This is a genomic window from Nocardia sputi, assembly GCF_023501985.1.
In genome coordinates, this window is record NZ_JAMFLC010000008.1 from 39,275 (window position 1) to 59,816 (window position 20,542).

At 66.8% G+C, this 20,542-nt stretch carries 23 protein-coding genes; 10 read left to right on the plus strand and 13 right to left on the minus strand.

Annotation, left to right across the window (positions count from 1 at the left end):
- Positions 1 to 8: 8 nt before the first annotated feature.
- Complete coding sequence (locus M8859_RS12930) at positions 9 to 485, plus strand: C40 family peptidase (RefSeq protein WP_159922522.1); 477 nt, start codon at positions 9 to 11, stop codon at positions 483 to 485.
- A 99-nt stretch (positions 486 to 584) separates the two neighbouring features.
- On the opposite strand, the gene M8859_RS12935 is transcribed toward M8859_RS12930, so the two are convergent.
- The 3 genes from M8859_RS12935 to M8859_RS12945 all read right to left on the minus strand — a co-directional run bounded on the left by M8859_RS12935 (position 585) and on the right by M8859_RS12945 (position 2,081).
- Complete coding sequence (locus M8859_RS12935) at positions 585 to 833, minus strand: hypothetical protein (RefSeq protein ID WP_159922230.1); 249 nt, start codon at positions 831 to 833, stop codon at positions 585 to 587.
- Positions 830 to 1,135 (minus strand): hypothetical protein, encoded by a 306-nt coding sequence (locus M8859_RS12940; protein WP_159922232.1) that lies wholly within the window; start codon positions 1,133 to 1,135, stop codon positions 830 to 832. Before M8859_RS12940 ends, M8859_RS12935 begins: the two co-directional genes overlap by 4 nt.
- A gap of 241 nt (positions 1,136 to 1,376) precedes the next feature.
- Complete coding sequence (locus M8859_RS12945; protein ID WP_223519743.1) at positions 1,377 to 2,081, minus strand: YoaK family protein; 705 nt, start codon at positions 2,079 to 2,081, stop codon at positions 1,377 to 1,379.
- Between the two features lie 236 nt (positions 2,082 to 2,317).
- On the opposite strand from M8859_RS12945, the gene M8859_RS12950 reads away from it, so the two are divergent.
- The 5 genes from M8859_RS12950 (at position 2,318) to M8859_RS12970 (ending at position 7,258) form a co-directional block, all read left to right on the plus strand.
- Positions 2,318 to 3,094 (plus strand): SDR family oxidoreductase, encoded by a 777-nt coding sequence (locus M8859_RS12950; RefSeq protein ID WP_249644274.1) that lies wholly within the window; start codon positions 2,318 to 2,320, stop codon positions 3,092 to 3,094.
- Positions 3,091 to 3,633 carry a pyridoxamine 5'-phosphate oxidase family protein gene (locus M8859_RS12955; protein WP_159922234.1) on the plus strand — a complete coding sequence of 181 codons (543 nt, stop codon included), beginning with the start codon at positions 3,091 to 3,093 and terminating at the stop codon, positions 3,631 to 3,633. The genes M8859_RS12950 and M8859_RS12955 overlap by 4 nt, the downstream gene beginning before the upstream one ends.
- Before the next feature lies 1 nt (position 3,634).
- Positions 3,635 to 4,564, plus strand: a complete 930-nt coding sequence (locus M8859_RS12960; RefSeq protein ID WP_249644275.1) for an acyl-CoA dehydrogenase middle domain-containing protein — start codon at positions 3,635 to 3,637, stop codon at positions 4,562 to 4,564.
- An 847-nt stretch (positions 4,565 to 5,411) separates the two neighbouring features.
- Positions 5,412 to 6,413 (plus strand): ATP-binding cassette domain-containing protein, encoded by a 1,002-nt coding sequence (locus tag M8859_RS12965; protein WP_159922238.1) that lies wholly within the window; start codon positions 5,412 to 5,414, stop codon positions 6,411 to 6,413.
- Positions 6,410 to 7,258, plus strand: coding sequence for an ABC transporter permease (locus tag M8859_RS12970; protein ID WP_195069869.1), 849 nt, complete (start codon positions 6,410 to 6,412; stop codon positions 7,256 to 7,258). Before M8859_RS12965 ends, M8859_RS12970 begins: the two co-directional genes overlap by 4 nt.
- Before the next feature lie 28 nt (positions 7,259 to 7,286).
- On the opposite strand, the gene M8859_RS12975 is transcribed toward M8859_RS12970, so the two are convergent.
- A complete protein-coding gene (locus tag M8859_RS12975) occupies positions 7,287 to 7,499 on the minus strand; it encodes a hypothetical protein (RefSeq protein ID WP_159922242.1) in 213 nt (70 codons plus the stop codon).
- 106 nt (positions 7,500 to 7,605) lie between these two features.
- On the opposite strand from M8859_RS12975, the gene M8859_RS12980 reads away from it, so the two are divergent.
- Together M8859_RS12980 and M8859_RS12985 are read left to right on the plus strand one after the other, a co-directional pair.
- The gene (locus M8859_RS12980) at positions 7,606 to 8,133 is read left to right on the plus strand and encodes a peptidylprolyl isomerase (protein WP_304654079.1); all 528 of its coding nucleotides are present in this window, start codon (positions 7,606 to 7,608) and stop codon (positions 8,131 to 8,133) included.
- A 4-nt stretch (positions 8,134 to 8,137) separates the two neighbouring features.
- Positions 8,138 to 9,010, plus strand: a complete 873-nt coding sequence (locus M8859_RS12985) for a rhomboid family intramembrane serine protease (protein ID WP_249644276.1) — start codon at positions 8,138 to 8,140, stop codon at positions 9,008 to 9,010.
- Between the two features lie 72 nt (positions 9,011 to 9,082).
- Here the strand turns inward: M8859_RS12985 and M8859_RS12990 are convergent, their stop codons facing one another.
- Positions 9,083 to 9,568: a PH domain-containing protein gene (locus M8859_RS12990; RefSeq protein WP_159922248.1), complete on the minus strand. Its 486-nt coding sequence runs from the start codon at positions 9,566 to 9,568 to the stop codon at positions 9,083 to 9,085.
- Positions 9,569 to 9,673: 105 nt separating this feature from the next.
- On the minus strand, positions 9,674 to 9,937 hold the full coding sequence (gene crgA, locus M8859_RS12995) for a cell division protein CrgA (protein WP_040871406.1): 264 nt from the start codon (positions 9,935 to 9,937) through the stop codon (positions 9,674 to 9,676).
- Between the two features lie 97 nt (positions 9,938 to 10,034).
- On the opposite strand from crgA, the gene M8859_RS13000 reads away from it, so the two are divergent.
- Positions 10,035 to 10,679, plus strand: coding sequence for an aminodeoxychorismate/anthranilate synthase component II (locus M8859_RS13000; RefSeq protein ID WP_249644277.1), 645 nt, complete (start codon positions 10,035 to 10,037; stop codon positions 10,677 to 10,679).
- Complete coding sequence (locus M8859_RS13005; protein WP_159922252.1) at positions 10,676 to 11,356, plus strand: RibD family protein; 681 nt, start codon at positions 10,676 to 10,678, stop codon at positions 11,354 to 11,356. Before M8859_RS13000 ends, M8859_RS13005 begins: the two co-directional genes overlap by 4 nt.
- Before the next feature lie 184 nt (positions 11,357 to 11,540).
- On the opposite strand, the gene M8859_RS13010 is transcribed toward M8859_RS13005, so the two are convergent.
- The 7 genes from M8859_RS13010 to M8859_RS13040 all read right to left on the minus strand — a co-directional run bounded on the left by M8859_RS13010 (position 11,541) and on the right by M8859_RS13040 (position 20,434).
- Positions 11,541 to 11,960: a CBS domain-containing protein gene (locus M8859_RS13010; protein ID WP_159922254.1), complete on the minus strand. Its 420-nt coding sequence runs from the start codon at positions 11,958 to 11,960 to the stop codon at positions 11,541 to 11,543.
- Between the two features lie 107 nt (positions 11,961 to 12,067).
- Positions 12,068 to 13,969 carry a Stk1 family PASTA domain-containing Ser/Thr kinase gene (pknB, locus tag M8859_RS13015; protein ID WP_159922256.1) on the minus strand — a complete coding sequence of 634 codons (1,902 nt, stop codon included), beginning with the start codon at positions 13,967 to 13,969 and terminating at the stop codon, positions 12,068 to 12,070.
- On the minus strand, positions 13,966 to 15,486 hold the full coding sequence (locus M8859_RS13020) for a protein kinase domain-containing protein (protein ID WP_159922258.1): 1,521 nt from the start codon (positions 15,484 to 15,486) through the stop codon (positions 13,966 to 13,968). Before M8859_RS13020 ends, pknB begins: the two co-directional genes overlap by 4 nt.
- Before the next feature lie 37 nt (positions 15,487 to 15,523).
- Positions 15,524 to 16,990: a peptidoglycan D,D-transpeptidase FtsI family protein gene (locus M8859_RS13025; RefSeq protein WP_159922260.1), complete on the minus strand. Its 1,467-nt coding sequence runs from the start codon at positions 16,988 to 16,990 to the stop codon at positions 15,524 to 15,526.
- Positions 16,987 to 18,471 (minus strand): FtsW/RodA/SpoVE family cell cycle protein, encoded by a 1,485-nt coding sequence (locus M8859_RS13030; protein WP_159922262.1) that lies wholly within the window; start codon positions 18,469 to 18,471, stop codon positions 16,987 to 16,989. The genes M8859_RS13025 and M8859_RS13030 overlap by 4 nt, the downstream gene beginning before the upstream one ends.
- On the minus strand, positions 18,471 to 19,970 hold the full coding sequence (locus M8859_RS13035) for a PP2C family protein-serine/threonine phosphatase (RefSeq protein WP_159922264.1): 1,500 nt from the start codon (positions 19,968 to 19,970) through the stop codon (positions 18,471 to 18,473). Before M8859_RS13035 ends, M8859_RS13030 begins: the two co-directional genes overlap by 1 nt.
- The gene (locus tag M8859_RS13040) at positions 19,967 to 20,434 is read right to left on the minus strand and encodes an FHA domain-containing protein FhaB/FipA (protein WP_014980860.1); all 468 of its coding nucleotides are present in this window, start codon (positions 20,432 to 20,434) and stop codon (positions 19,967 to 19,969) included. Before M8859_RS13040 ends, M8859_RS13035 begins: the two co-directional genes overlap by 4 nt.
- Positions 20,435 to 20,542 lie beyond the last annotated feature (108 nt).

The window sequence follows — 20,542 nt, forward strand, 5'->3', positions numbered from 1 at the left end:
AGCTGCATATGCCGACGGTCCTTCCGGCGATCGAAATTCCGCTGCTGGGCGTACTGCCGGAAATCGAGCTGCCCTTCCTCGCCGAGTTCCCGGAGATCATGCCCAGGGCGCCCACCCCACCCGCGACGGTGGTACCGCAGAAGAGCGCCGGCGAGATGGCAGTCGACGCGGCACTGACCAAACTCGGCTCCGACTACAGCTACGGCGCGGTCGGCCCCGACTCCTTCGATTGCTCGGGACTGGTGCAGTGGTCCTACGAGCAGGCCGGTATAGACCTGCCACGCACCAGCTACGACCAGCTCGCCGCCGGAACGCCGGTGCCGCTCGAAGACCTGCGGCCAGGCGATATGGTCTCCTACTACGGTGGAAGCCACTCCGCCCTCTACGCCGGCGACGGCAAAGTCATCCATGCGTCCACCTACGGCATAGGGGTGACCACCTCCCCCCTCTCCTCGATGCCGGTAACCGGCGCCCGCCGATTCTGAGACCAATCACCGACTCCGGCCATCACCGGTTCAGCAGCGACGAGCAAGCGGCCCCAGCCAAGCTCACCATCGCGCAGCCAGCGCAGATGCCGGCCCCCACTACGCAACCCGCGCACACGCCCGCGCAGACCACAACACGGCTCCTGCTTTGGTCGTAGACGCTCGAAGCAGCACGAAAAGCACCTCTCCCAGCACGCCCGCGGTAGCCAGCGCGGCGACAGATTTGGTCTCGGCATGCTTGACCAAGCCGATGACCAGCTCCAGGGCTCGCCAGGCAGCGTGAATGCGCTGATTGTCCCGGCCGACCAAGTGGGGCATCCTTCGCCAGTGCCGCGCGGTCCAGCTCATCCGGCAATCCCCCTCTTCCGCAGACGGTTCGCCAGTGTGGTGATCCGGTCGCGCCGGTCGATCTCACGCTGCGCCCGATCGTCCCGATCCGCCTCGTTGATCTTCTCGAACTCGTTGTGCAGCCAGCTTTCCGTGCGACGAGTATCGAGATCTTTCGCGGCGATGTCCTGACTTTCGCGCTTGCTCACGTACCGCTCATGCAGATTCGTTCCGGCCTGTGTCCGGCGGTAAACGCGTTCGTCATAGGCAGTCCTGCCGCTCAGCACCTTGGCCAAGGCAGGCAGGCAGAGCTGGTCGCCCACCCGGCAGACGAGTGCCTCATGAGCGCTCGGCTCGAGCAGTTCACCGATTTCCCGCGAACGCCTGTGAAATGTGCGTTTGCGTACGTCGTCGAGGTTGCGTTGCGCGACGATCGGAAAACGGCGGCTTCGGTTCGGCCAGGCTCTGGACCTCGGGCTCTAGCAAATTTCGTATTTCCGGGGTGGAAAGGTCCGGGATCGGGGAGGCCGGTCAGGTCGGCGACCGCATGGCCGCGGCCTAGGCCTACTGCCTGAGGGGACCGTGCCGGTCCAGGTGCAAGTAGGTGTAACCGGTGACGAGCAGGCACACGACGGTCGCGGTGATCAGCATGGCCCAGCCTGCGACCAGCAGGCTCAGCAAGCCGCCGATCAGCGCGCCGAGCGCGAAACTCGCGTAGAGCAGGAAATACCCGAGCCAGTCCGCGTAGTCGCCGCCACTGATATGGCGTTCGATGCCCTGGCCCAGCTTGACCAGTGTCCCCGTGACATAACTCAGCGGCACCGACACCTCGCCGTTCTGCACGAACGACGTGTTGAGCGCTCCGACTCCGAAGGCGACGAACATGATCGGCAGCAGGCCGATCGGCTCGGTGGCCGTCTGGTACTCGAGTATGTCGATGACCGAGGCGAGCGCGAGGCAGACAGTGGTGAGCAGGGTGGCTCCGTGCGGGTGGCCGGACCAGTAGCGTCTGCGGCACCACGAGGCCACTACGACACCGGACAGGAACGAGGTCAGCAATCCGGCGGCAGCCAACGCCATGTCCGGCTCGTCATGGAAGTACCCGAGGACGGCCCGTTCGGTATTGCCCGTCATGAAGGTGACGAAGTAGCCGGCCGTGTGCATGAACGCCGCCGCACCGATCAACCCGGCGAGCGCGGCCAGCACCCAGGACAGTCTGGCCTCGGAGTCGAAAAGTGCCTGTTTACGAATTTCTTTCAGTTCCGGCACGGTCGAACTCCTTCCGGTGCGGCGATGCCTCAGTGAACCAGGCCCCTGAGAGGAATACGCCCACGCAGCGCCGAGGGTTGCTCATTGATCGCCGGTACTTCGAACGCGTGCGGTCGCCGGTTGGTTCCCGCGTGGTAACCGAGTGACTTGGAAGTGCCGTCTTCCCTGGTCCGCCCCGGTGACGCAAGATCATGTCGGTTACGAAAAGTAACTGACCGAGAAAGGGATCTCCGATCGTGAACGCAGGAAAGAAGGCCGTGGTCACCGGCGGGACGCACGGCATGGGGCTGGCCATCGTCGAGGCATTGCTCGCCGAGGGGGTCGAGGTGGTGGCGACCGGGCGCAACGAGCACACGCTCGAGCAAGCTCGGGCCAGACTGTCCGGCCGGGCTGCCCATGTCTTGCGGTCGGACGCGGCCAGCGCGACCGATATCGAGGCGCTGGGCGACCTCGTCGAACAGCGTCTCGGCAGCATCGACGCGCTGTTCGTCAACCACGGCACGGCCGAATTCCAGACGCTGGAACTCGCCACCGAGGAATCGTTCGACCGCCAATTCACCGTCAACACCAAGGGCGCGTTCTTCACCGTTCAACGACTGGCTCCACTCCTGGTCGCGGGTGGCTCGATCGTCTTCACCACCGTCGCCAACGACGTCGTGTTTCCCGGACTCAGCGCCTATTCCGGTTCGAAGGAAGCGCTGCGGGCGATCGCCCAGGTGCTGGCGGCCGAGTTGCTGCCGCGCCGGATCAGGGTGAACTCGGTGGCGCCGGGGTTCATCGAGACGCCGACGATGGGCGTGGTCGGGCTGACCGAGCAGCAGCGAGCCGAGTTCTTGGAACAAGGTGAGCGCAGTACGCCGTTACGGCGCAACGGAACCGTCGAGGAGGTCGCGAAGGCCGCGCTGTTCCTTGCTTTCGACGCCACATTCACTACCGGAGTCGAATTTCCCGTCGACGGCGGCTGGGGGCAGGGGCTCGGGGTGCCCGGGTCGGTAGCAGAGGCGGCGGCATGACGCAGAAGGTGGCGACGTTCGCGGAGATCGAGGCGGAATTCGACGCCTACGTCGGGCGCATCGTCTACGCGACCATGGTGACGGTGGACAAACGGAATCGGCCGCGCACCAGGGTGCTGATTCCCATCTGGGAAAACGTGGGCGGGCGCCCGCTCGGCTGGCTGGGGACCTACCGGACGCCGGTCAAGGAAGCTCACATCGCGAACAATCCGCATGTCAACTTCTCCTATTGGGCGCAGGGCACCAACAACTCGGTCGCGGTCGACGCAACCGCGCAGTGGGTGGATACTCCCGACATCCGGGAGCGGGTATGGGAGCTGTACCGCAAGACGAGTCCGCGCGGCGCGGGCTACGACCTGGGACAGTTCTGGCGGTCGCCGAACGATCCCCAATTGCAGATCCTGCGCTTGGAGCCGTGGCGCATCCAGGTGATCCGCGGCATGGATCTGCGGAGCCGAATCTGGCAGGCGCCCCCGGATAGCGGCGGAGACGCTCGGCCGGGCCCGCCCCGAGGAGTCGCTGCTCGGTTACCGTGCTGAGGTGGATACTCTGCTCGACTTCCTGCTGACCGAGCCGGTGGCGGCGGCGCCGCTGGACGATGTCGCCGCGGCGTGGACGCGACATCGCGTGGCGGCGAACAGATTCGACCAGCCGGTGGAGGTGGCGGTCGCGGGCGGCTTCGGGGCCGACCGGCTGGGGTTCGCTTTCCTGTCCGGCTATCAGGAGGCGCTGCGGACGCTGATTCCCCAGCTGCCGGATGACGAGCTGGTGGCGATGTGCGCGACCGAGGAGGGCGGCGCTCATCCCGCCGCGATCCAGACCACACTCACCGAGCGAGATGGCCTCTGGCTGGTCGACGGCGCGAAGTCGTTCGCGACCATGGGCACGTTCGCGCGACAGCTGGTGGTGATCGCCAGCGTCGGCGCGGGGTCCGACGGGCGAAACCTACTGCGCGCGTGCATGATCGACGCTCGAGCAGCCGGGGTGTGCTTGACCGATCGCGCCGCTCTCCCTTTCGCGCCCGAGGTTCCACACGCCTCGGTCGTGCTGAGCGGCGTACCCGCGCGAGTACTGCCCGGCGACGGATATCTGGACTACCTCAAACCGTTCCGCACGATCGAGGACATCCATGTGCTCGCCGCCACTCTGGGCTGGTTGACGCGAGTCGCCCGAGCGTCGGACTGGCCGCGGGCGAGCAGGCAACGACTGCTGACCGCCGTGGCCGCCGTGCGCGGACTGGACATCGCCGCGCCGAGTTCTCCGGGCGTTCACATCGCGCTCGGCGGCGTCTTCGAGTTGTTCGGTGGACTGCTGGCGGAACTCGATCCGTTGTGGGAATCCGCGGACCCGGTGACACGTCGGAGGTGGGAGCGCGACCGGCCACTGCTCGCCACCGCCGGGCGCGTGCGCGGGCAACGGCTCAGCGCCGCGTGGCAGGCGGTGGAACCAGACGTCGATCAGCCGGAATAAGCGTCCGAACCGGCCCGGAAATGGGGAGCGGGCCTCGGCGAAGGGGGGGAGTTAGCCGAGGCCCGCGTAGGGTCGGCCCGGGGGGGAGGGGCCGACTTGAACGATGCTACTCGATGATCCGCGATTGTGTGTGCGCGAGGACGTCCACGTTCTCGAGATTTTTCGGGTTGGCTTACCTCCGGGGAGTTCGACAGTCACTGTCGCCGGCCGATCGTCTCTCCGTGCCGTTCCTGACCGTTGGCCGGGTGTTTGCCAAAATCCTTGGACGACAGGTGGTTCGGTGCTTCGCTGGCGACATGACCTGCCGCGGCGTCAGGTGCCGCAGAGCATGCCGACCAATCGCCACGCGACGAATCGAGGGGGCTTTACGGGGTGTCGATCACGTCGGAACCGGTCGGTCCGCGTGTCGCCGGATTGCGCGTGCCGCCCGAACTTGTCGTACCCCGATGCGAACATGTGTTCGTGTCCACCGACTCGACAACCCGTCCGGCCCATACCCACTCGACGGTACGGTCAGCGTTCCGGCGTTCGCTGTCCGAGTACCGGTCTTCCACGATTCGGGTAGTCCGCTACGCGCGCTTCGATGCCCGACCGCGCGGGACCATCGAGCAGGTCGCATTCCGATCCGGTACCCCCGAGCACCGACTGGATCGGAATGCGGCCTTCTCGCGCTGGGGCGTCGCTGGATCATTGCCCGGCCATTCGAAACAAATCGGGTGAATCTGTCGGTCGGCGGGACAATACTGACTCGGGTATCGGCCGGTCATCCGACCGGCGAATTGATCGGCGCCCGGGAATCCCGGCCGTCGCAGGCAACCACATCGAACTCATAGATCTCAGGAGAATCATGCCCGACGCAATAGTCGCCGAGGGTCTGGTCAAACGATACGGCCAGCTGGTGGCCCTCGATGGACTCGACTTGAACGTCCCGGAGGGGACCGTCACCGCACTGCTCGGTCCCAACGGCGCAGGTAAGACCACCGCCGTACGTGTGCTCACCACCCTGTTGGTGCCGGATGCCGGGCGCGCGACGGTCGCGGGCATCGACGTGCTGCGCGATCCACAGGCGCTGCGCTCCCGCATCGGGGCGTCGGGCCAGTACGCCGCGGTCGACGAATACCTCACCGGATTCGAGAATTTGGAAATGGTGGGACGTCTCTATCACATGGGCGTGCAGCGGAGTAAGGAACGTGCGCGTGAATTGCTCGAACGATTCCGGCTCACCGACGCCGCCGACCGGCCGGTCAAAGGATACTCCGGCGGTATGCGCCGCCGCCTCGACCTGGCCGGCGCACTGGTCGCGAATCCCCCCGTCCTGTTTCTCGACGAGCCGACCACCGGTCTCGATCCCCGTGCGCGCCTGGACCTTTGGGACGTCATCGAGGAACTGGTCGCCGGTGGGACCACGTTGCTGCTCACCACGCAGTACATGGAAGAGGCGGACCGGCTCGCCGACTCCATCGCGGTGATCGATCACGGCAAGGTGATCGCCAAGGGCACCGCGGACGAACTGAAGACCATGGTCGGCGGCGACCGCATCGAGCTGACCGTCGATCGTGTGGAAAACCTCGCGACGGCCGAGGCCGCGCTGAAGAGCCTGGCCGACGGCGAGATCCATCTCGAGCCCGGATTGCGCAGGATCATCGTCCCGGTCGCCGACGGATCGCAGGCTCTGGTGGAGGCGGTCGGGCGGCTGGCCGAGCACAGCGTGCAGATTCACGATGTCGGTCTGCGGCGCCCGTCGCTGGATGACGTCTTCCTCACCCTCACCGGCCATGAAGCGGCGCGGGCCGCCGACGGCGACAAGAAGATCGGCAAGCTGGAAGCTACGGAAGGAACGACCCGATGACCGCGACGGCCCCTGCCCTGACCAGGCCCTCGTTGGGCGAGCGGCTATCCATAGTGGTCAGCGACAGTGTGACCATCGCGAAACGCAACGTCATCAAGATCAAGCGGGTACCCGACGTCCTGATCTTCTCCACGCTCTCGCCGATCATGTTCGTGCTGCTGTTCGCCTACGTCTTCGGCGCGGCCATCGACGTGCCCGGGCTCTCCGGCGGCTATCGCGAGTTCCTCATCGCGGGCATCTTCGCGCAGACCGTGGTGTTCGGCGCGACCTTCACCGGTGCGGGCCTGGCCGAGGACATGCAGAAGGGCATCATCGACCGATTCCGCTCCCTGCCGATGGCAACATCGGCGGTGCTGGTCGGCCGCACGATCAGCGACGTGGTGATCAACGTGGTCAGCCTGACGGTCATGTCGCTGACCGGCCTGGCTGTCGGCTGGCGGATACGCGGTTCGTTCCTGGACGCGGTGCTGGCTTACATCCTGCTGCTGCTGTTCGCCTACGCGGTGTCCTGGATCATGGCCGTGGTCGGACTGCTGGTGCGGGCGCCCGAGGTGTTCAACAACGCCAGCTTCATGGTGATCTTTCCGCTCACCTTCATCGCCAACACCTTCGTCCCGAGCGAGAAGCTGCCCACCGTACTGCGGGTGATCGCGGAATGGAACCCGGTGTCGGCACTCACTCAGGCGACTCGTGACCTGTTCGGCAACACCAGCCCCCTGGCACCGACGCCGGACGCTTGGTCGTTGCAGCACCCGGTCATCACGTCCCTGGTCTGGGTGGTGGTGATCCTGGTGGTGTTCGTGCCGCTGGCCCTGCGTCAGTACAAGAAGACGGTCAGTCGCTGACCTGCAGTCGCTGACCTGCGAGCCCGTGTCAGCGATCGTGTTCCGCGCCGGCTCCCGCGACGTGGGTCGGCGCGGAGCCGTTGCGGGAGTATCCGATGCGCGGCGGCGCGGGGGCGGGTTCCGGCTGCTGCGGCCGCCGGGCGCGGACCAGATAGGCCACGCCGCCCGCCAGCGCGACGGCGGCCGCGACGATGAGCCGGTTACGTGAACGCGAAGAGACATGCAGGCGCCCCGAGGTCATTGGACCACTCTATGCACAGCCCGGCGATTCGCGCAGGAGGCCCAGCTCACAGCGTGGTGCGGCCCAGTTCGGCGGTCTCGGCGCCGACCGTGGCACGATGGGCGGCGTGACCTCACCGAATCAGACATCCGTGGCAACGCTGCACACGAATCACGGCGATATCAAGCTCGCGCTTTTCGGTAACCACGCGCCCAAGACGGTCCGCAATTTTCTAACTCTCGCCGACGGTTCGGCGCCGTACACCACCGCGAACGCCAGCGGAGGCAACACCGGCCCGTTCTATGACGGCGCCCTGTTCCATCGTGTGATGGCGGGCTTCATGATCCAGGGTGGCGATCCCACCGGTACCGGTCGCGGCGGCCCGGGCTACGAATTCGGCGACGAGTTCCACCCGGAGTTGCGGTTCGACCGCGGCTACCTGTTGGCGATGGCCAACGCGGGCCCTGGTACCAACGGCTCGCAATTCTTCATCACGGTCGGCCCGCAGCCGCACCTCAACCGCAAGCACACGATCTTCGGCGAAGTCGTGGATCCGGACTCCCGCAAGGTCGTCGACGCGATCGCGACCGCCAGGACCGATCGCAACGACCGGCCCATCGAACCCGTAGTCATCACCAAGATCACGATCGAATGAGCTCATGAATCCCCAGCCGCCCGCACCTTCCTGCGTCCGCCACCCGAATCGTCCGACCGGCCTGGCCTGCACGCGGTGCGGGCGGCCGTCTTGTGCCGAGTGCCTGCGTCCGGCGGCCGTCGGCCAGCACTGTGTCGACTGCCTGCGTTCGGATCAGCGCAGCGTCGCGCCGGTGCGCACCGTTTCCGGCGCGGCGGCTGCTCGCACGGCCGCGCCGTACGTGACCTACGCGCTGATCGCGTTGAATGTAGTGGTCTACGCGATCACCGCGGCCCAGGCGAAGAGCCTGATGGACAACCAGCGTGGCTCTGCTCTGTTCTTGGACTGGGTGCTGTACGCGCCCGCGGTCGCGGAGGGCGAATGGTGGCGAGTGCTCGGTTCCGGCTTTCTGCACTACGGGCCGATCCATCTGCTGCTGAACATGTTCGCCCTGTACGTCGTGGGCCGGGACGCCGAACTGGTGCTCGGCCGGCTCCGCTATCTCGCCGTGTATCTGGTCTCGCTGCTCGGCGGGTCCGCCGGGGTGATGTTGTTCGCGCAGAACAGTCTCACGGCCGGTGCGTCCGGCGCGGTGTACGGCATGTTCGGCGCGATCACGGTCATCCTGATCCGGCTGCGGCAGAACCCGAATCAGATGCTCATCATCATCGGCATCAACGTCTTCATCAGTCTGTCGCTGCCCGGAATCTCGCTGTGGGGGCATCTCGGTGGTCTGGCCGCGGGGACACTCGCGACGCTCGGCATCCTGTTCCTGCCCGGTTGGTTGCGAGTGAAGACGCCTGAGACGGCGCGGGCGATCGGCTGGGTGGCGGTAGCGGTCGTCGCGATCGCGGCCCTGGCGACGGTGACTGTGAGCGCCCTCACTTTGGCTGCCTGACAGCGGGATTCGCTTCACGTGAAACATTCGGCGTCCGGCCGCCTCGGATTGCTCGAGGTCCCGGACGCGGAGTCAGCGGGCCTTGTTCTCGGTGAGCCGTAGCGCTTCGACCAAGTCGCGGTACACGAACTCCGGGTTGGCGCCCAGATCCCAGCGGCCGAAGATCAGCAGTCGATCCGAGCCGTCGCGCTCGACGTCGATCTCCAGCATCGGCATCTTGCGCCCCAATCGCCGGTAGCTCACCACCCGCGCGCGAATGATCTGATCGGGGACGTACTCGTCCGGTCCCGTCAGTGTGCGGACTACCAAGCGAGGGTGTGCCCCGGACACGACGGAGAGGCGAGGGCGTTGCCGGAATCCGAGTCCGGCCAAGGCGAGGAGTCCGATGGCTGCCAGTCCCACGAGCAGACGACTGGGCGCGTCGGTGGTCACGACCGCGGCAACGGCCAGGACGATGCCGCCCACCGTGACCGCGACGAGCGCGGCTGTGGGCGTGGTCCAGGCCAGGCTCGGTTCATCGCGGTCCCGCGGGCCGGGGACCGGGGGCTCCGGACTCACAGCACTCCTCAATCGCTCCTCGAGTTGTCCACAGGCTCATCCACAGGTGTGCATGAATGACACGTCTGTAATCCGTGTCTGTAATCCGTCTTGACGCGGCGGAGCTCAGCGCCAGCGCATCGTCATGATCAGGCCGACCACCATCAGGCCGAAACCGATCAGGAAGTTCCATGCGTTGAGGTCGTTCATCCAGCTGATCTGCTCGGCCGCCAAGTAGTAGACGAGCAGCCACACCAGACCGGCGAGCATGAACCCGAGCATGATGGCGACATACCAGACCGGAGACGGCCCAGCCTTCACCTTCACCGGGGTCCGGCTGGCAGGGTTGATCGTATAGTCGGTCTTCTTACGGACCTTCGACTTGGGCATGACGTCCTCGTATTCGGCGTGCAGGTCGTGGTCTCTAGGCTATCCCAACAGGTAATGGATGCGACGCCGCGCCGGGCAGGGACGTAATCTCGATGCCATGCGTGTTCTGGTCGTCGACAATTACGACAGCTTCGTCTTCAACCTGGTGCAGTACCTCGGTCAACTGGGTGTCGATGCCGTCGTCTGGCGTAACGACGATCCGAACCTGGCCGACGTAGACGCGGTCGTGCGCGACTTCGACGGCATCCTGATCAGCCCCGGTCCCGGTACTCCCGACCGTGCGGGCGCGAGCATCCCGTTGGTGCGCGCGTGCGCCGAACAAGCTGTTCCGCTGCTCGGCGTGTGTCTCGGCCATCAAGCGATCGGCGAGGCGTTCGGCGCCACCGTCACCAGGGCTCCGGAGTTGCTGCACGGGAAGACGAGCGAAGTCTTTCACATCGGCGCCGGCGTGCTGGCCGGTCTGCCCGACCCGTTCACCGCCACGCGATACCACTCGCTCACCGTGGTCGAGGACACCCTGCCGGAGGAGATCGAGGTGCTCGGACGCACCGAGAGCGGGATCGTGATGGCCATGCGACATCACACGTTGCCCATTCACGGCGTGCAGTTCCATCCGGAATCGGTGCTGACCCAGGGTGGGCACCGGATGCTGGCGAACTGGCTCGGCGTGTGCGGGAAGCGTCCCGCCGAAGGTTTGGTGCGGACGCTGGAGGCGGAGGTCGCCGCGCTGGTGCTGCAGTGACCCGTCCGCATGTGCTGCTGTCGGTCGCGGTGAGCATCGACGGGTACATCGATGACGCGAGCCCCGAGCGGCTGCGCTTGTCCGACGCGGCGGACTTCGATCGCGTGGATCAGGTCCGCGCGGAATCGGACGCGATCCTGGTCGGCGCGCAGACCTTGCGCAGCGACAATCCGCGCTTGCTCGTCGACAGCGCCGAACGCAGGGCGGCCCGCGTCGCGGCGGGTAAACCGGAGTATCCACTGAAGGTGACGGTCTCGGCCGGCGGTGACTTGGATCCTGAGCTGCGGTTCTGGCACCACGGCGGCGACAAGCTCGTGTACACCACGACGGCAGGCGCGCCGGAACTCGCCGCCCGGCTGACCGGACTGGCCCAGATCGTGGATCTCGGTCGCGAACTCGATTTCGGCGCACTGCTGGACGATTTAGGCGGACGCGGCGTCGATCGCCTCATGGTGGAGGGCGGCACCCGCATCCACACCGCGTTCCTCGCCGCCGATCTGGCCGACGAACTCCACCTGGCGGTCGCTCCCATCCTGGTGGGCGACGCCGCGGCGCCACGCTTTCTCGGCCCGGCCGACTTCCCGGGGGCGCCGTACCGCAGGATGCGACTCGCGGGCGTGACCCAGGTCGGTGATGTCGCCGTGCTGCGATATCTGCCGAAAACCGACCAAGCCTGACGCTGGAGTCGCACGCCGAATATCGCGTGCTGGAGCACGCGCCGACGCGCGGCCGCCCGTGGTCGGCATCAGCTCGCAGCGCCTCGACCAGGCGCCGACGAGGCAGTCACGCCGACCGAAAGCGGCGACGGGAGTGACGCGAGGAGGCAGTTTCGCTGAACCGCCCCCTGCGCCGGTCCGAAAGCTAAGGACGCCCGTATACGGCGGTCACGAACTCGCCGAGCTGGTTGTCGTCCAGGTGCCTGGCCAGGTCCGCCTCACTGATCATGCCGACCAGCCGTTTGTTCTCGATCACCGGCATGCGCTTGACCCGGTTGCTTTCCATCTCATCGAGAACGACCTCGATGTCGGCGTTGGCGTCGACCCACCGTGGCGTCGCTTCGCACAGTTCAGACACCCTGCAGGCCGATGGCGACTTGCCCTGGGCGATGCACTTCACGACGATGTCGCGGTCGGTGACGATGCCGCACATCCGCTCGTTCTCGTCCGAGATGATCAAGGACCCGACATCGAGTTCGGCCATGGTGCGTGCGGCCTGCTCGATGGTCGTGTCCTTCTGGATCCACTGAACGCCGGGTTTCATGATGTCCTTGGCAGTGGTCATGAGCTACCTCCTCGTGCTCAGCTGCGCTGATTGGGATGGAGCAGCATCATTCTCCCGCAATTCACACCGGGTGGTCTCGTTTTCTCGATACCGGCGACCGCGGCCGGTCACGGCGGCCCCAGCACCCCCACGCCGACCAGGATGGCACTGTTCTTCTGGATCGAACTGCCCGCCGACGGTTGCTGGCTGAGGATGCGGCCGACATTGCCCGCGTCGAAGGTGCCCTGCGGAGACTGGCTGATCTGACTGGTGCTACCGGTCCAGCCTTCGGCGCGCAGCTTCTCCACGGCCTGCGAGACGGTGAGACCGAGCAGCGACGGCATCTTGAGATCACCCGCGGACACCTGGACGGTGACCGTGGAGCCCTTCTCCGCGTTGCTGCCGCCCGCCGGACTGGAAGCGACCACTTCGCCTTTGGGTTTCGAAGACTGCACCTCTTGGACGACGACCTTGAATCCGTTGCCCTCGATGTTCGGTTGCGCCACATCGATCGACTGGCCGACGACGTACGGGACGCGGACCGCCTCGGGGCCGGTGCCGATCGTGACGACGACCTCCCAGTCGACGTCGACCTTCGAACCCGGTGACGGATTCTGCTCGATCACCTGATCCTTCTCGGCGGTGCTCGACGGTATGCGCTCGACGTTCGGGTTCATCCGCAGGCCCTTGGAGTTCAACTCCTGCTCGGCCTGCTGCTGGGTGAGACCGGTGAGCTTCGGCACCTGTACCTGCGCGGGCCCGGTGGATACCTGGACTGTGACGGTGCTTCCCTCATCGATCCGCGAGCCGCCGAGCGGCTGTGTCGCGATCACGTTGCCTGTGGCGACCTTGCTGTCGGGCTTCTGCTGTATCGCCACCGTGAAGCCGAGCTTCTGCAAAGCCTCCTGAGCCTGCTGCGAGGTTTTGTTGGACAGGTCGGGAACGGCGACCTGATCCGGTCGGCTTCCCGGCCCGAGCAGCACCCAGAACAGCGCGAACACCACGGCGACGGCCGCGACGGCCCCGAGGGCGATATAGGCAGGCCGACGCTGGCCGTTCGGTTCGGCCGGATCCTGCTCGGCGGTGTCGTCGTCGCGCTCGACGGTGCGGTAGCTGCGCGGCGGGGGCTCGTCCGCGCCCATGATGGTGGTGCGGTCCTCGTCGGTCATCACCATCGGTGCGCTGGGCTTCTGGCCGCCGAGCACCCGGATCAGGTCGGCGCGCATCTCGGCGGCGGTCTGATACCGGTTGGCCGGGTTCTTGCTCATCGCCTTGAGCACGACCGAGTCCAGCTCGCGCGGTACCCCGGGATGTACGTGCGAAGGCAGCCGCGGATCTTCCCGGACGTGTTGGTAGGCGACGGCGACCGGCGAGTCGCCCGTGAAAGGCGGCTCGCCGGTGAGGATCTCGAACAGCACACAACCGACGGAGTAGACGTCCGAGCGGGCGTCCACGGTTTCGCCGCGGGCCTGTTCCGGCGAGAGGTACTGCGCGGTGCCGATCACCGCCGCGGTCTGCGTCATCGGGTTGGAGCTGTCGGCGATCGCACGCGCGATGCCGAAGTCCATCACCTTCACCGCGCCCGAGCGGTTGATCATGATGTTCGCGGGCTTCATGTCGCGGTGCACGATTCCGGCCTTGTGGCTGAAATCCAATGCGGCGCAGACATCCGCGATGATCTCCATCGCGCGGCGCGGCGGCATCGGCCCTTTGCCGCGCACGATGTCGCGCAGCGTATCGCCGTCCACGTACTCCATCACGATGTACGGCAGTGGACCACCGTCGATCTCGGCCTCGCCGGTGTCGTAGACCGCGACGATGGCGGGGTGGTTGAGCGCTGCGGCGTTCTGCGCTTCGCGCTTGAACCGAAGGTAGAAGGTGGGGTCGCGAGCCAGGTCCGCCCGCAACACTTTGATCGCCACGTCCCGGCTCAGCCGGACATCGCGCGCCTTGTGCACCTCGGACATACCGCCGAACCCGATGATCTCGCCAAGCTCGTAGCGAGACGAGAGATTCTTCGGGGTCGTCATGGCTGTCCTTGCGAAGGAGTGGCGAATCCGCTGCGGGTAGCCGAGGGACCTCGGGCGCCGGGAATCTCCGGGAATGGTATTTCGATGGTGGGGACCCGCGGCCGGGTGGTGGTGGCCGAGGGCGCGGTTGTGGTCGGCTTCGTCGTGCTCGGTGCCGTGGTGGTGGGCGGCGGGGTGGTCGTCGTCGGCTCCGGGGTCGTGGTCGTCGGCTCGATGGTGGTCGGTTCCGGGGCTTCGGTCACCACCGGAGGAGGTGCGGGCTTGGGTGTGGTGGTGCTGGCAACCGGCGGGGCGGGCTTCGGGTTCGGCACGATCGCCGTGGTCGGCGAGGGCGTCGATCCCGGGTTGGTGTCCCCACCGAACAGCAGGAAGACCGTGAGGGCACCGAGCAGTACGGCGCCGATGCCGAGCCCGGCCAGCCATTTCTGTGTGGGGGTGAAGCGTTTGTCGTCGCCGGGCGGTGGATTGCCCGCCGCGCCACGGCTGAGCATGGTGGCCGGAGCTGCGACCGTACCCGCGCGATTCGCCGCGTCCACCGAGCCGGCCGCGGGCGTCGAGTAGCGCACCGTCGCACCGTCGAAGTCGGCTGACGCGGAGGGGATCACGGCGGTCGGGCCCGGTGGGAGCACCCGCGTGGCGCCGGTCAACGGCGCGGCGGGGTGGGCTCCACTCGGCGGAGGCGGACGCCGGCCCGCGCGCACCGCGGCGGCCGCGTCGGCGAACTCGCCACCGCTGGCGTATCGGCGGGTGGGGTCCTTCTCCATCGTGATCTCGATCAGTTCGCGAACGTTGCCGGGAAGGTCGGCAGGCATCGGAGGCGGAGTCTCGCGAACATGTTTCATCGCGACGGTGAGCGCCCCCTCGCCGGTGAACGGCCGCTGTCCGGCCAGCACCTCGTAACCGACCACGGCGAGCGAGTAGACATCGCTGGCTGCGGTGGCGTCCTCGCCGACCGCCTGTTCCGGCGCGATGTACTGGGCGGTGCCCATCACCATGCCGGTCTTGGTGACCGGGGAGGCATCCACCGCCTTGGCGATACCGAAGTCGGTGATCTTTACCTGGCCGGTGGGGGTGACCAGGATGTTGCCCGGTTTCACGTCGCGGTGCACGACGCCCGCGCGATGCGCCACCTCCAGCGCTCGCCCGGTCTGCTCGAGCAAGTCCAGGCCCTGGGCCACCGACAATCTGCCGAGCCGGTTGAGCACGGTGTTCAGCGGCTCGCCCTGGACGAACTCCATAACCAGATAGGCGATCTCGCTGCCCTGCGGATCGATGGTCTCGCCGTAGTCGTAGATCCCCGCGATACCGGAATGATTCAGCTGGGCGGTGGTCTTCGCCTCGGTGCGAAATCGATGCCGGAACGTCGGGTCGGCCGAGAACTCCGACTTCAGCACCTTGACCGCGACCCGGCGGTCCAGCCGCGTGTCCAGCGCTTCCCAGACTTGGCCCATGCCGCCGGTCGCGATCAGTCGCTGCAGCCGGTACCGGTCGGCGATCATCGCACCGTTGTTCAGCATCGAGGTCCCCGTACCTTCACTCGCACATCCATATCGTTCAGCCCCCTCGAAGACCGGCGTCCAAGACCGCGCGAGCCACCGGCGCGGCCACCGAACCACCGGTCGCGGCAAGCGCCCGGTCCCCACCGTTCTCTACGATCACCGCGATGGCGATCTTCGGGTTCTGGGCGGGGGCGAACGCGATGTACCAAGCGTGCGGCGGCGTGTTGCGCGGGTTGGACCCGTGCTCCGCGGTGCCGGTCTTGGACGCGATCTGATAAGGGGTCCGGCCACCTCCGGCGGTGTTGCTCTCCGACGCGATCATCAGGTTGGTCAGGTTCGACGCTACCTCTGCGCTGACGGCTTGGCCGACCGAGACCGGCTTGGTCTTGGACAGTTCACTCAGATCCGGGCGCTGCAACTGATCGACCAGATATGGCTCCATCCGGACGCCGCCGTTGGCGATAGTCGCGGCGACGACCGCGTTCTGCAACGGCGTCAACGCCACGTCGCGCTGCCCGATGCTGCTCTGCGCCAGCGCCGCGTCATCGGGAATCGTGCCGACGGTGCTCTCCGCCACCGGCATCGGAATCCCGGGGTGCGGTCCGATACCGAACGCGGCCGCTTCGTCCTTGAGTTTCGCGGCGCCCACCTTGACGCCGAGTTCGGCGAACGCGGTGTTGCAGGAGCGCCGGAACGCCTCGAACAGCGAAGCGGTCGGGTCGGGACCACACGTAGAGCCGTTGTAGTTCTCCAGTGTGGTGCTGGTGCCGGGCAGCGTGATATTCGGCGCGGCGGTGAACTGGTCCTCGGGAGTCGCGACGCCGTTGGCCAGCGCGGCGGCGGTGACCACGACCTTGAACGTGGACCCGGGCGGGTAGGTCTGGGAGATAGCGCGATTCAACATGGGATGGCGCGGATCCGCACTCAGGGTTTCCCACGCCTGGGTGCCGCGTGCGCCGTCGTGCCCCGACAGCAGATTCGGGTCGTAGCTCGGCGTGGACACCATGGTGAGGATCTTGCCGGTACTCGGCTCGATCGCCACCACCGAGCCGGTGTAGCCCTTGCTGGTCAACTGGTCGTAGGCGACCTGTTGCATCGCCGGGTCGATCGTGGTGAGCACGTTGCCGCCCCGCGGATCACGTCCGGAGATCAGGTCGACGAGGCGGCTGCCGAACAGTTGGTTGTCGGAGCCGTTGAGTACCGAGTCCTCGGACCGTTCCAATCCGGTGCTGCCGTACTGCATCGAGTAGAAACCGGTGACAGGTGCGTAGGCCTCCGGCTCGGTCGGGTAGGCGCGCAGGTACTTGTAGCGGTCGTCGGTCGCGACCGAGCTGGCCAGCACGGTGCCGCCCGCCGAGATCTGCCCGCGCTGGCGGGCGTACTCGTCCAGCAGCACCCGGGAGTTGCGTGGATCGGAGCGCAGGTCGTCGGCCTTGATCACCTGAACGTAGGTGGCGTTGGCCAGCAGCGCGACGACCATCACCATCACCGCGACCGCGACTCGGCGTAGTGGTGTGTTCATGTCAGGGGTCCCGCCTCGGGTCGTCCCGCGTCGCGGCGCAGCAGTTCCGTCTGCGCGTCGGCGAGTGGTGCCGGCTCCTTCTTCCGCACCGGGGCGGGTGCGCGGGCGGCGTCGGAGATCTTGATCAGCAATGCCAGCAACGCGTAGTTGGCCAACAGCGAAGAGCCGCCGTAGGACATGAAGGGTGTGGTGAGGCCGGTCAGCGGAATCAGCTTGGTCACACCCCCGACGACAACGAACAGCTGGATCGCGATGGTGAACGACAGGCCGGCCGCGAGCAGCTTGCCGAAGCTGTCGCGCACCGCGAGGGCGGTGCGCAACCCGCGCACCACGAAAACCAGGAACAGCACCAGCACCGCGGTGAGCCCGATCAGCCCGAGTTCCTCACCGATGGTGGTGATGATGAAGTCGGTCTTGGCGAAAGGCACCTGGTTGGGCCTGCCGCTGCCCAGACCGGTCCCGGCGAGACCGCCGGTGGCCAGGCCGAACAGTGACTGGGAGATCTGATAGCCGGTGTTGTTGTAGTCGTCGAACGGGTGCAGCCAGGTTTCCACCCGGACCCGCACATGGCCGAACAACTGGTAGGCGAAAACGAATCCGAGGGCCAGCAGTCCGCCGCCGATGACCAGCCAGCCGACCCGTTCGGTGGCGATGTAGAGCATCACGAGCACCGTGCTGAAGATCAGCAGTGAGGTACCGAGATCCTTCTCGAACACCAGCACGCCGATGCAGACGATCCAGACCGCCAGGATCGGGCCGAGGTCGCGGCCGCGGGGGAACTCCATGCCGAGCACGTGGCGACCGGCGGCGGTGAACAGCTCACGCTTGGCGACCAGCACCGACGCGAAGAAGATGATCAGCAGGATCTTGGCGAACTCACCCGGCTGGACGCTGAAGCCGGGCAGCCGGATCCAAATTTTCGCGCCGTTGGTCTCGGAGAACTTGCTGGGCAGCAGTGCCGGGATGGTCAGCGCGACGAGACCGATCAGGCCGAGCGTGTAGCTGTAGCGGGCCAGGGTGCGGTAGTCGCGCAGGGCGATCAGCAGCGTGATGAACACGAGCGTGCCCAGCGCGGTCCACAGGATCTGCTGCGTGGCGTCGGGCGAGGGGATCGCCCACGAGTTGTACGCGGCAGTCTGCTGATCGGCCAGATCGAGCCGATGGATCAGCACGAGACCGAGCCCGTTGAGCAACGCGACGATCGGCAGCAGCAGCGGATCGGCGAACGGAGCGAACCGCCGCACGGCCAAGTGCGCGATGGCGAACAACGCCAGATAGGCCAGCCCGTACTTGGCGATGTCCCAGGTGATCGACTGTTCCTGACTGGCCTCGACCAGGAACAGGGACACGGTGGTGATCACCGCCGCCGCCGCGAGGAGCAACAGCTCGACATTTCGTCTGGTGCTCGGCGGTGGCGCGGGAGCGAAGCCGCCCGGGGGACTGGGAAAAGCTCCAGCCGACGGCGGTGCCGGCGCGGACATCAGTCCGTCACCCGGCAGTTCTCCCCCGTGGTCTGGGGGTTCGGCGATGCGCTCGACGGCGCGGCAGGAGCCTCCGACTTCGTCGGCGTCTTGATCTCGGAGCCTCTGGCGTCACCCGGTTCCGGCGCCGGGGCCGGCGCGGGTGCACCGGTTGCCGGGGCGGGCGGCGCGCCGTTGGGCGCGGGAGGTGCGGGCTCGGCGGGCGGGACGATGCCCGGCTGCGGTGCCGTCTCCTTGACCGGGCACGGCGGCAGCAGCTCGCGCTGGGCGAGATAGGTCATCGAGTCTCTGGCCTTGTCCAGCGAACCCGGCGGCAACCCCTTGTCCACCTGATCGCGTCCGGTCTGCTTCAGATCGCTGACCTTCAACGGCTTGCACGAGGACGGCACATCCGCGCCGGGCTCGGTCAGGGTGAGTTCACCGTTGCGGGTGACGCAGCCGACCAGATTCACGTCGTGGATCGAGTAACCGAGGATCGAACCGGGCAGCCCGCGCAGGATCACCACCGAGCCGTCGTCGGCGCCGACGTAGTAGTTGCTGCGAATCATCTTGTAACCGACCACGAGCCCCACGCAGACGGCGACGACGAGCGCGAGTGCGAGCACGATCCAGCGCAGCCGGTGCGACTTCTTCGCGGGCGGTTCGGGGGCGGCGGCGGCCCGGCGCGGCGCGGCGCGCGGCGGACGCAACGCCGACGCCCGGCCCGCGGCCGTGTTGGGCGGAGGCGAGTCCTCGTCGACGCCGGACGCGGCGCCCGCCACGATCGGGTGGCTCTGCCCGTAGTCCAGATCGATGACGTCGGCCACGACGACGGTCACGTTGTCGGGACCGCCGCTGCGCAACGCCAGCTCGATGAGACGGTCGGCGCACTCGTCGGTGGTGCCCTCACGCATCGTGTTCGCGATGGTCTCGTCGCTGACCACATCGGAGAGACCGTCGGAGCACAGCAGGTAGCGGTCACCGGCGCGCGACTCGCGCATGATCAGCGTAGGCTCGATCTCGTTGCCGGTGAGAGCTCGCATGATCAGCGAACGCTGCGGATGCGTGTGTGCTTGCTCCGGTGTGATTCTGCCCTCGTCGACCAGCGACTGGACGAACGTGTCGTCCCGGGTGATCTGAGTCAGCTCGCCGCCGCGCAACAGGTAGGCGCGCGAGTCGCCGATGTGCACGAGCCCGAGTTTCTTGCCCGCGAACAGGATTGCGGTGAGCGTGGTGCCCATGCCGTCGAGCTCGGGCTCCTCCTCGACCTGATCGGCGATGGCGGCGTTGCCTTCCCGGGTCGCCGCGTCGAGCTTGCCGAGCAGATCGTCGCCGGGCTCGTCGTCGTCGAGGTGGGCGAGCGCGGCGATCATCAACTGCGAGGCGACTTCTCCCGCGGCATGGCCACCCATGCCGTCGGCGAGTGCCAGCAGGCGGGCGCCCGCGTACACGGAGTCTTCGTTGTTGCCTCGGACGAGACCGCGGTCGCTGCGCGCTGCGTAGCGGAGAACGAGTGTCACGATCGCAGCTCGATCACTGTCTTGCCGACACGGACCGGCGTGCCGAGCGGAACGCGGACGGCGGTGGTGACTTTCGCGCGATCGAGGTAGGTGCCGTTCGTCGAGCCGAGGTCCTCCACGTACCAGTCGTCACCACGCGGAGACAACCGCGCATGCCTGGTCGAGGCGTAATCATCGGTGAGTACCAGCGTGGAATCGTCCGCACGCCCGATCAGCACCGGTTGGGTGCCGAGCGAGATGCGGGTGCCGGCGAGTGAACCCTGAGTCACCACAAGAAATTTGGCGCCCTTCTGGCCCCGGCTGAAGGAAGGCAGCACCGCGGAACCGCGAGCGGCCCTGGGCTGAATCCGAATGCCGGATGCCGCGTAGATGTCGCTGCGCAATGTGCGCAGCACAGCCCACACGAACAACCACAACAGCAGAAGGAACCCCGCACGGGTCAGTTGCAGGATCAGTCCCTGCACGGCGCTCCACCTCCTGTTCGACCGTGTACGTCGGTGCCGTAGGTGCGGTTCGACCACCCCCACCAGCCTGCTGGTCTTGCCAGCCCCGGTGTCGGCGCCGCGCGTGTG

Bases quoted from the DNA above. Each gene is read 5' to 3' on its own strand.
- M8859_RS12930 (WP_159922522.1), top strand. From the start codon at position 9: ATGCCGACGGTCCTTCCGGCGATCGAAATTCCGCTGCTGGGCGTACTG.
- M8859_RS12935 (WP_159922230.1), bottom strand. From the start codon at position 833: ATGAGCTGGACCGCGCGGCACTGGCGAAGGATGCCCCACTTGGTCGGC.
- M8859_RS12955 (WP_159922234.1), top strand. From the start codon at position 3,091: ATGACGCAGAAGGTGGCGACGTTCGCGGAGATCGAGGCGGAATTCGAC.
- M8859_RS12965 (WP_159922238.1), top strand. From the start codon at position 5,412: ATGCCCGACGCAATAGTCGCCGAGGGTCTGGTCAAACGATACGGCCAG.
- M8859_RS12970 (WP_195069869.1), top strand. From the start codon at position 6,410: ATGACCGCGACGGCCCCTGCCCTGACCAGGCCCTCGTTGGGCGAGCGG.
- M8859_RS12975 (WP_159922242.1), bottom strand. From the start codon at position 7,499: ATGACCTCGGGGCGCCTGCATGTCTCTTCGCGTTCACGTAACCGGCTC.
- M8859_RS12985 (WP_249644276.1), top strand. From the start codon at position 8,138: ATGAATCCCCAGCCGCCCGCACCTTCCTGCGTCCGCCACCCGAATCGT.
- crgA (WP_040871406.1), bottom strand. From the start codon at position 9,937: ATGCCCAAGTCGAAGGTCCGTAAGAAGACCGACTATACGATCAACCCT.
- M8859_RS13000 (WP_249644277.1), top strand. From the start codon at position 10,035: ATGCGTGTTCTGGTCGTCGACAATTACGACAGCTTCGTCTTCAACCTG.
- M8859_RS13010 (WP_159922254.1), bottom strand. From the start codon at position 11,960: ATGACCACTGCCAAGGACATCATGAAACCCGGCGTTCAGTGGATCCAG.
- pknB (WP_159922256.1), bottom strand. From the start codon at position 13,969: ATGACGACCCCGAAGAATCTCTCGTCTCGCTACGAGCTTGGCGAGATC.
- M8859_RS13020 (WP_159922258.1), bottom strand. From the start codon at position 15,486: ATGCTGAACAACGGTGCGATGATCGCCGACCGGTACCGGCTGCAGCGA.
- M8859_RS13025 (WP_159922260.1), bottom strand. From the start codon at position 16,990: ATGAACACACCACTACGCCGAGTCGCGGTCGCGGTGATGGTGATGGTC.
- M8859_RS13030 (WP_159922262.1), bottom strand. From the start codon at position 18,471: ATGTCCGCGCCGGCACCGCCGTCGGCTGGAGCTTTTCCCAGTCCCCCG.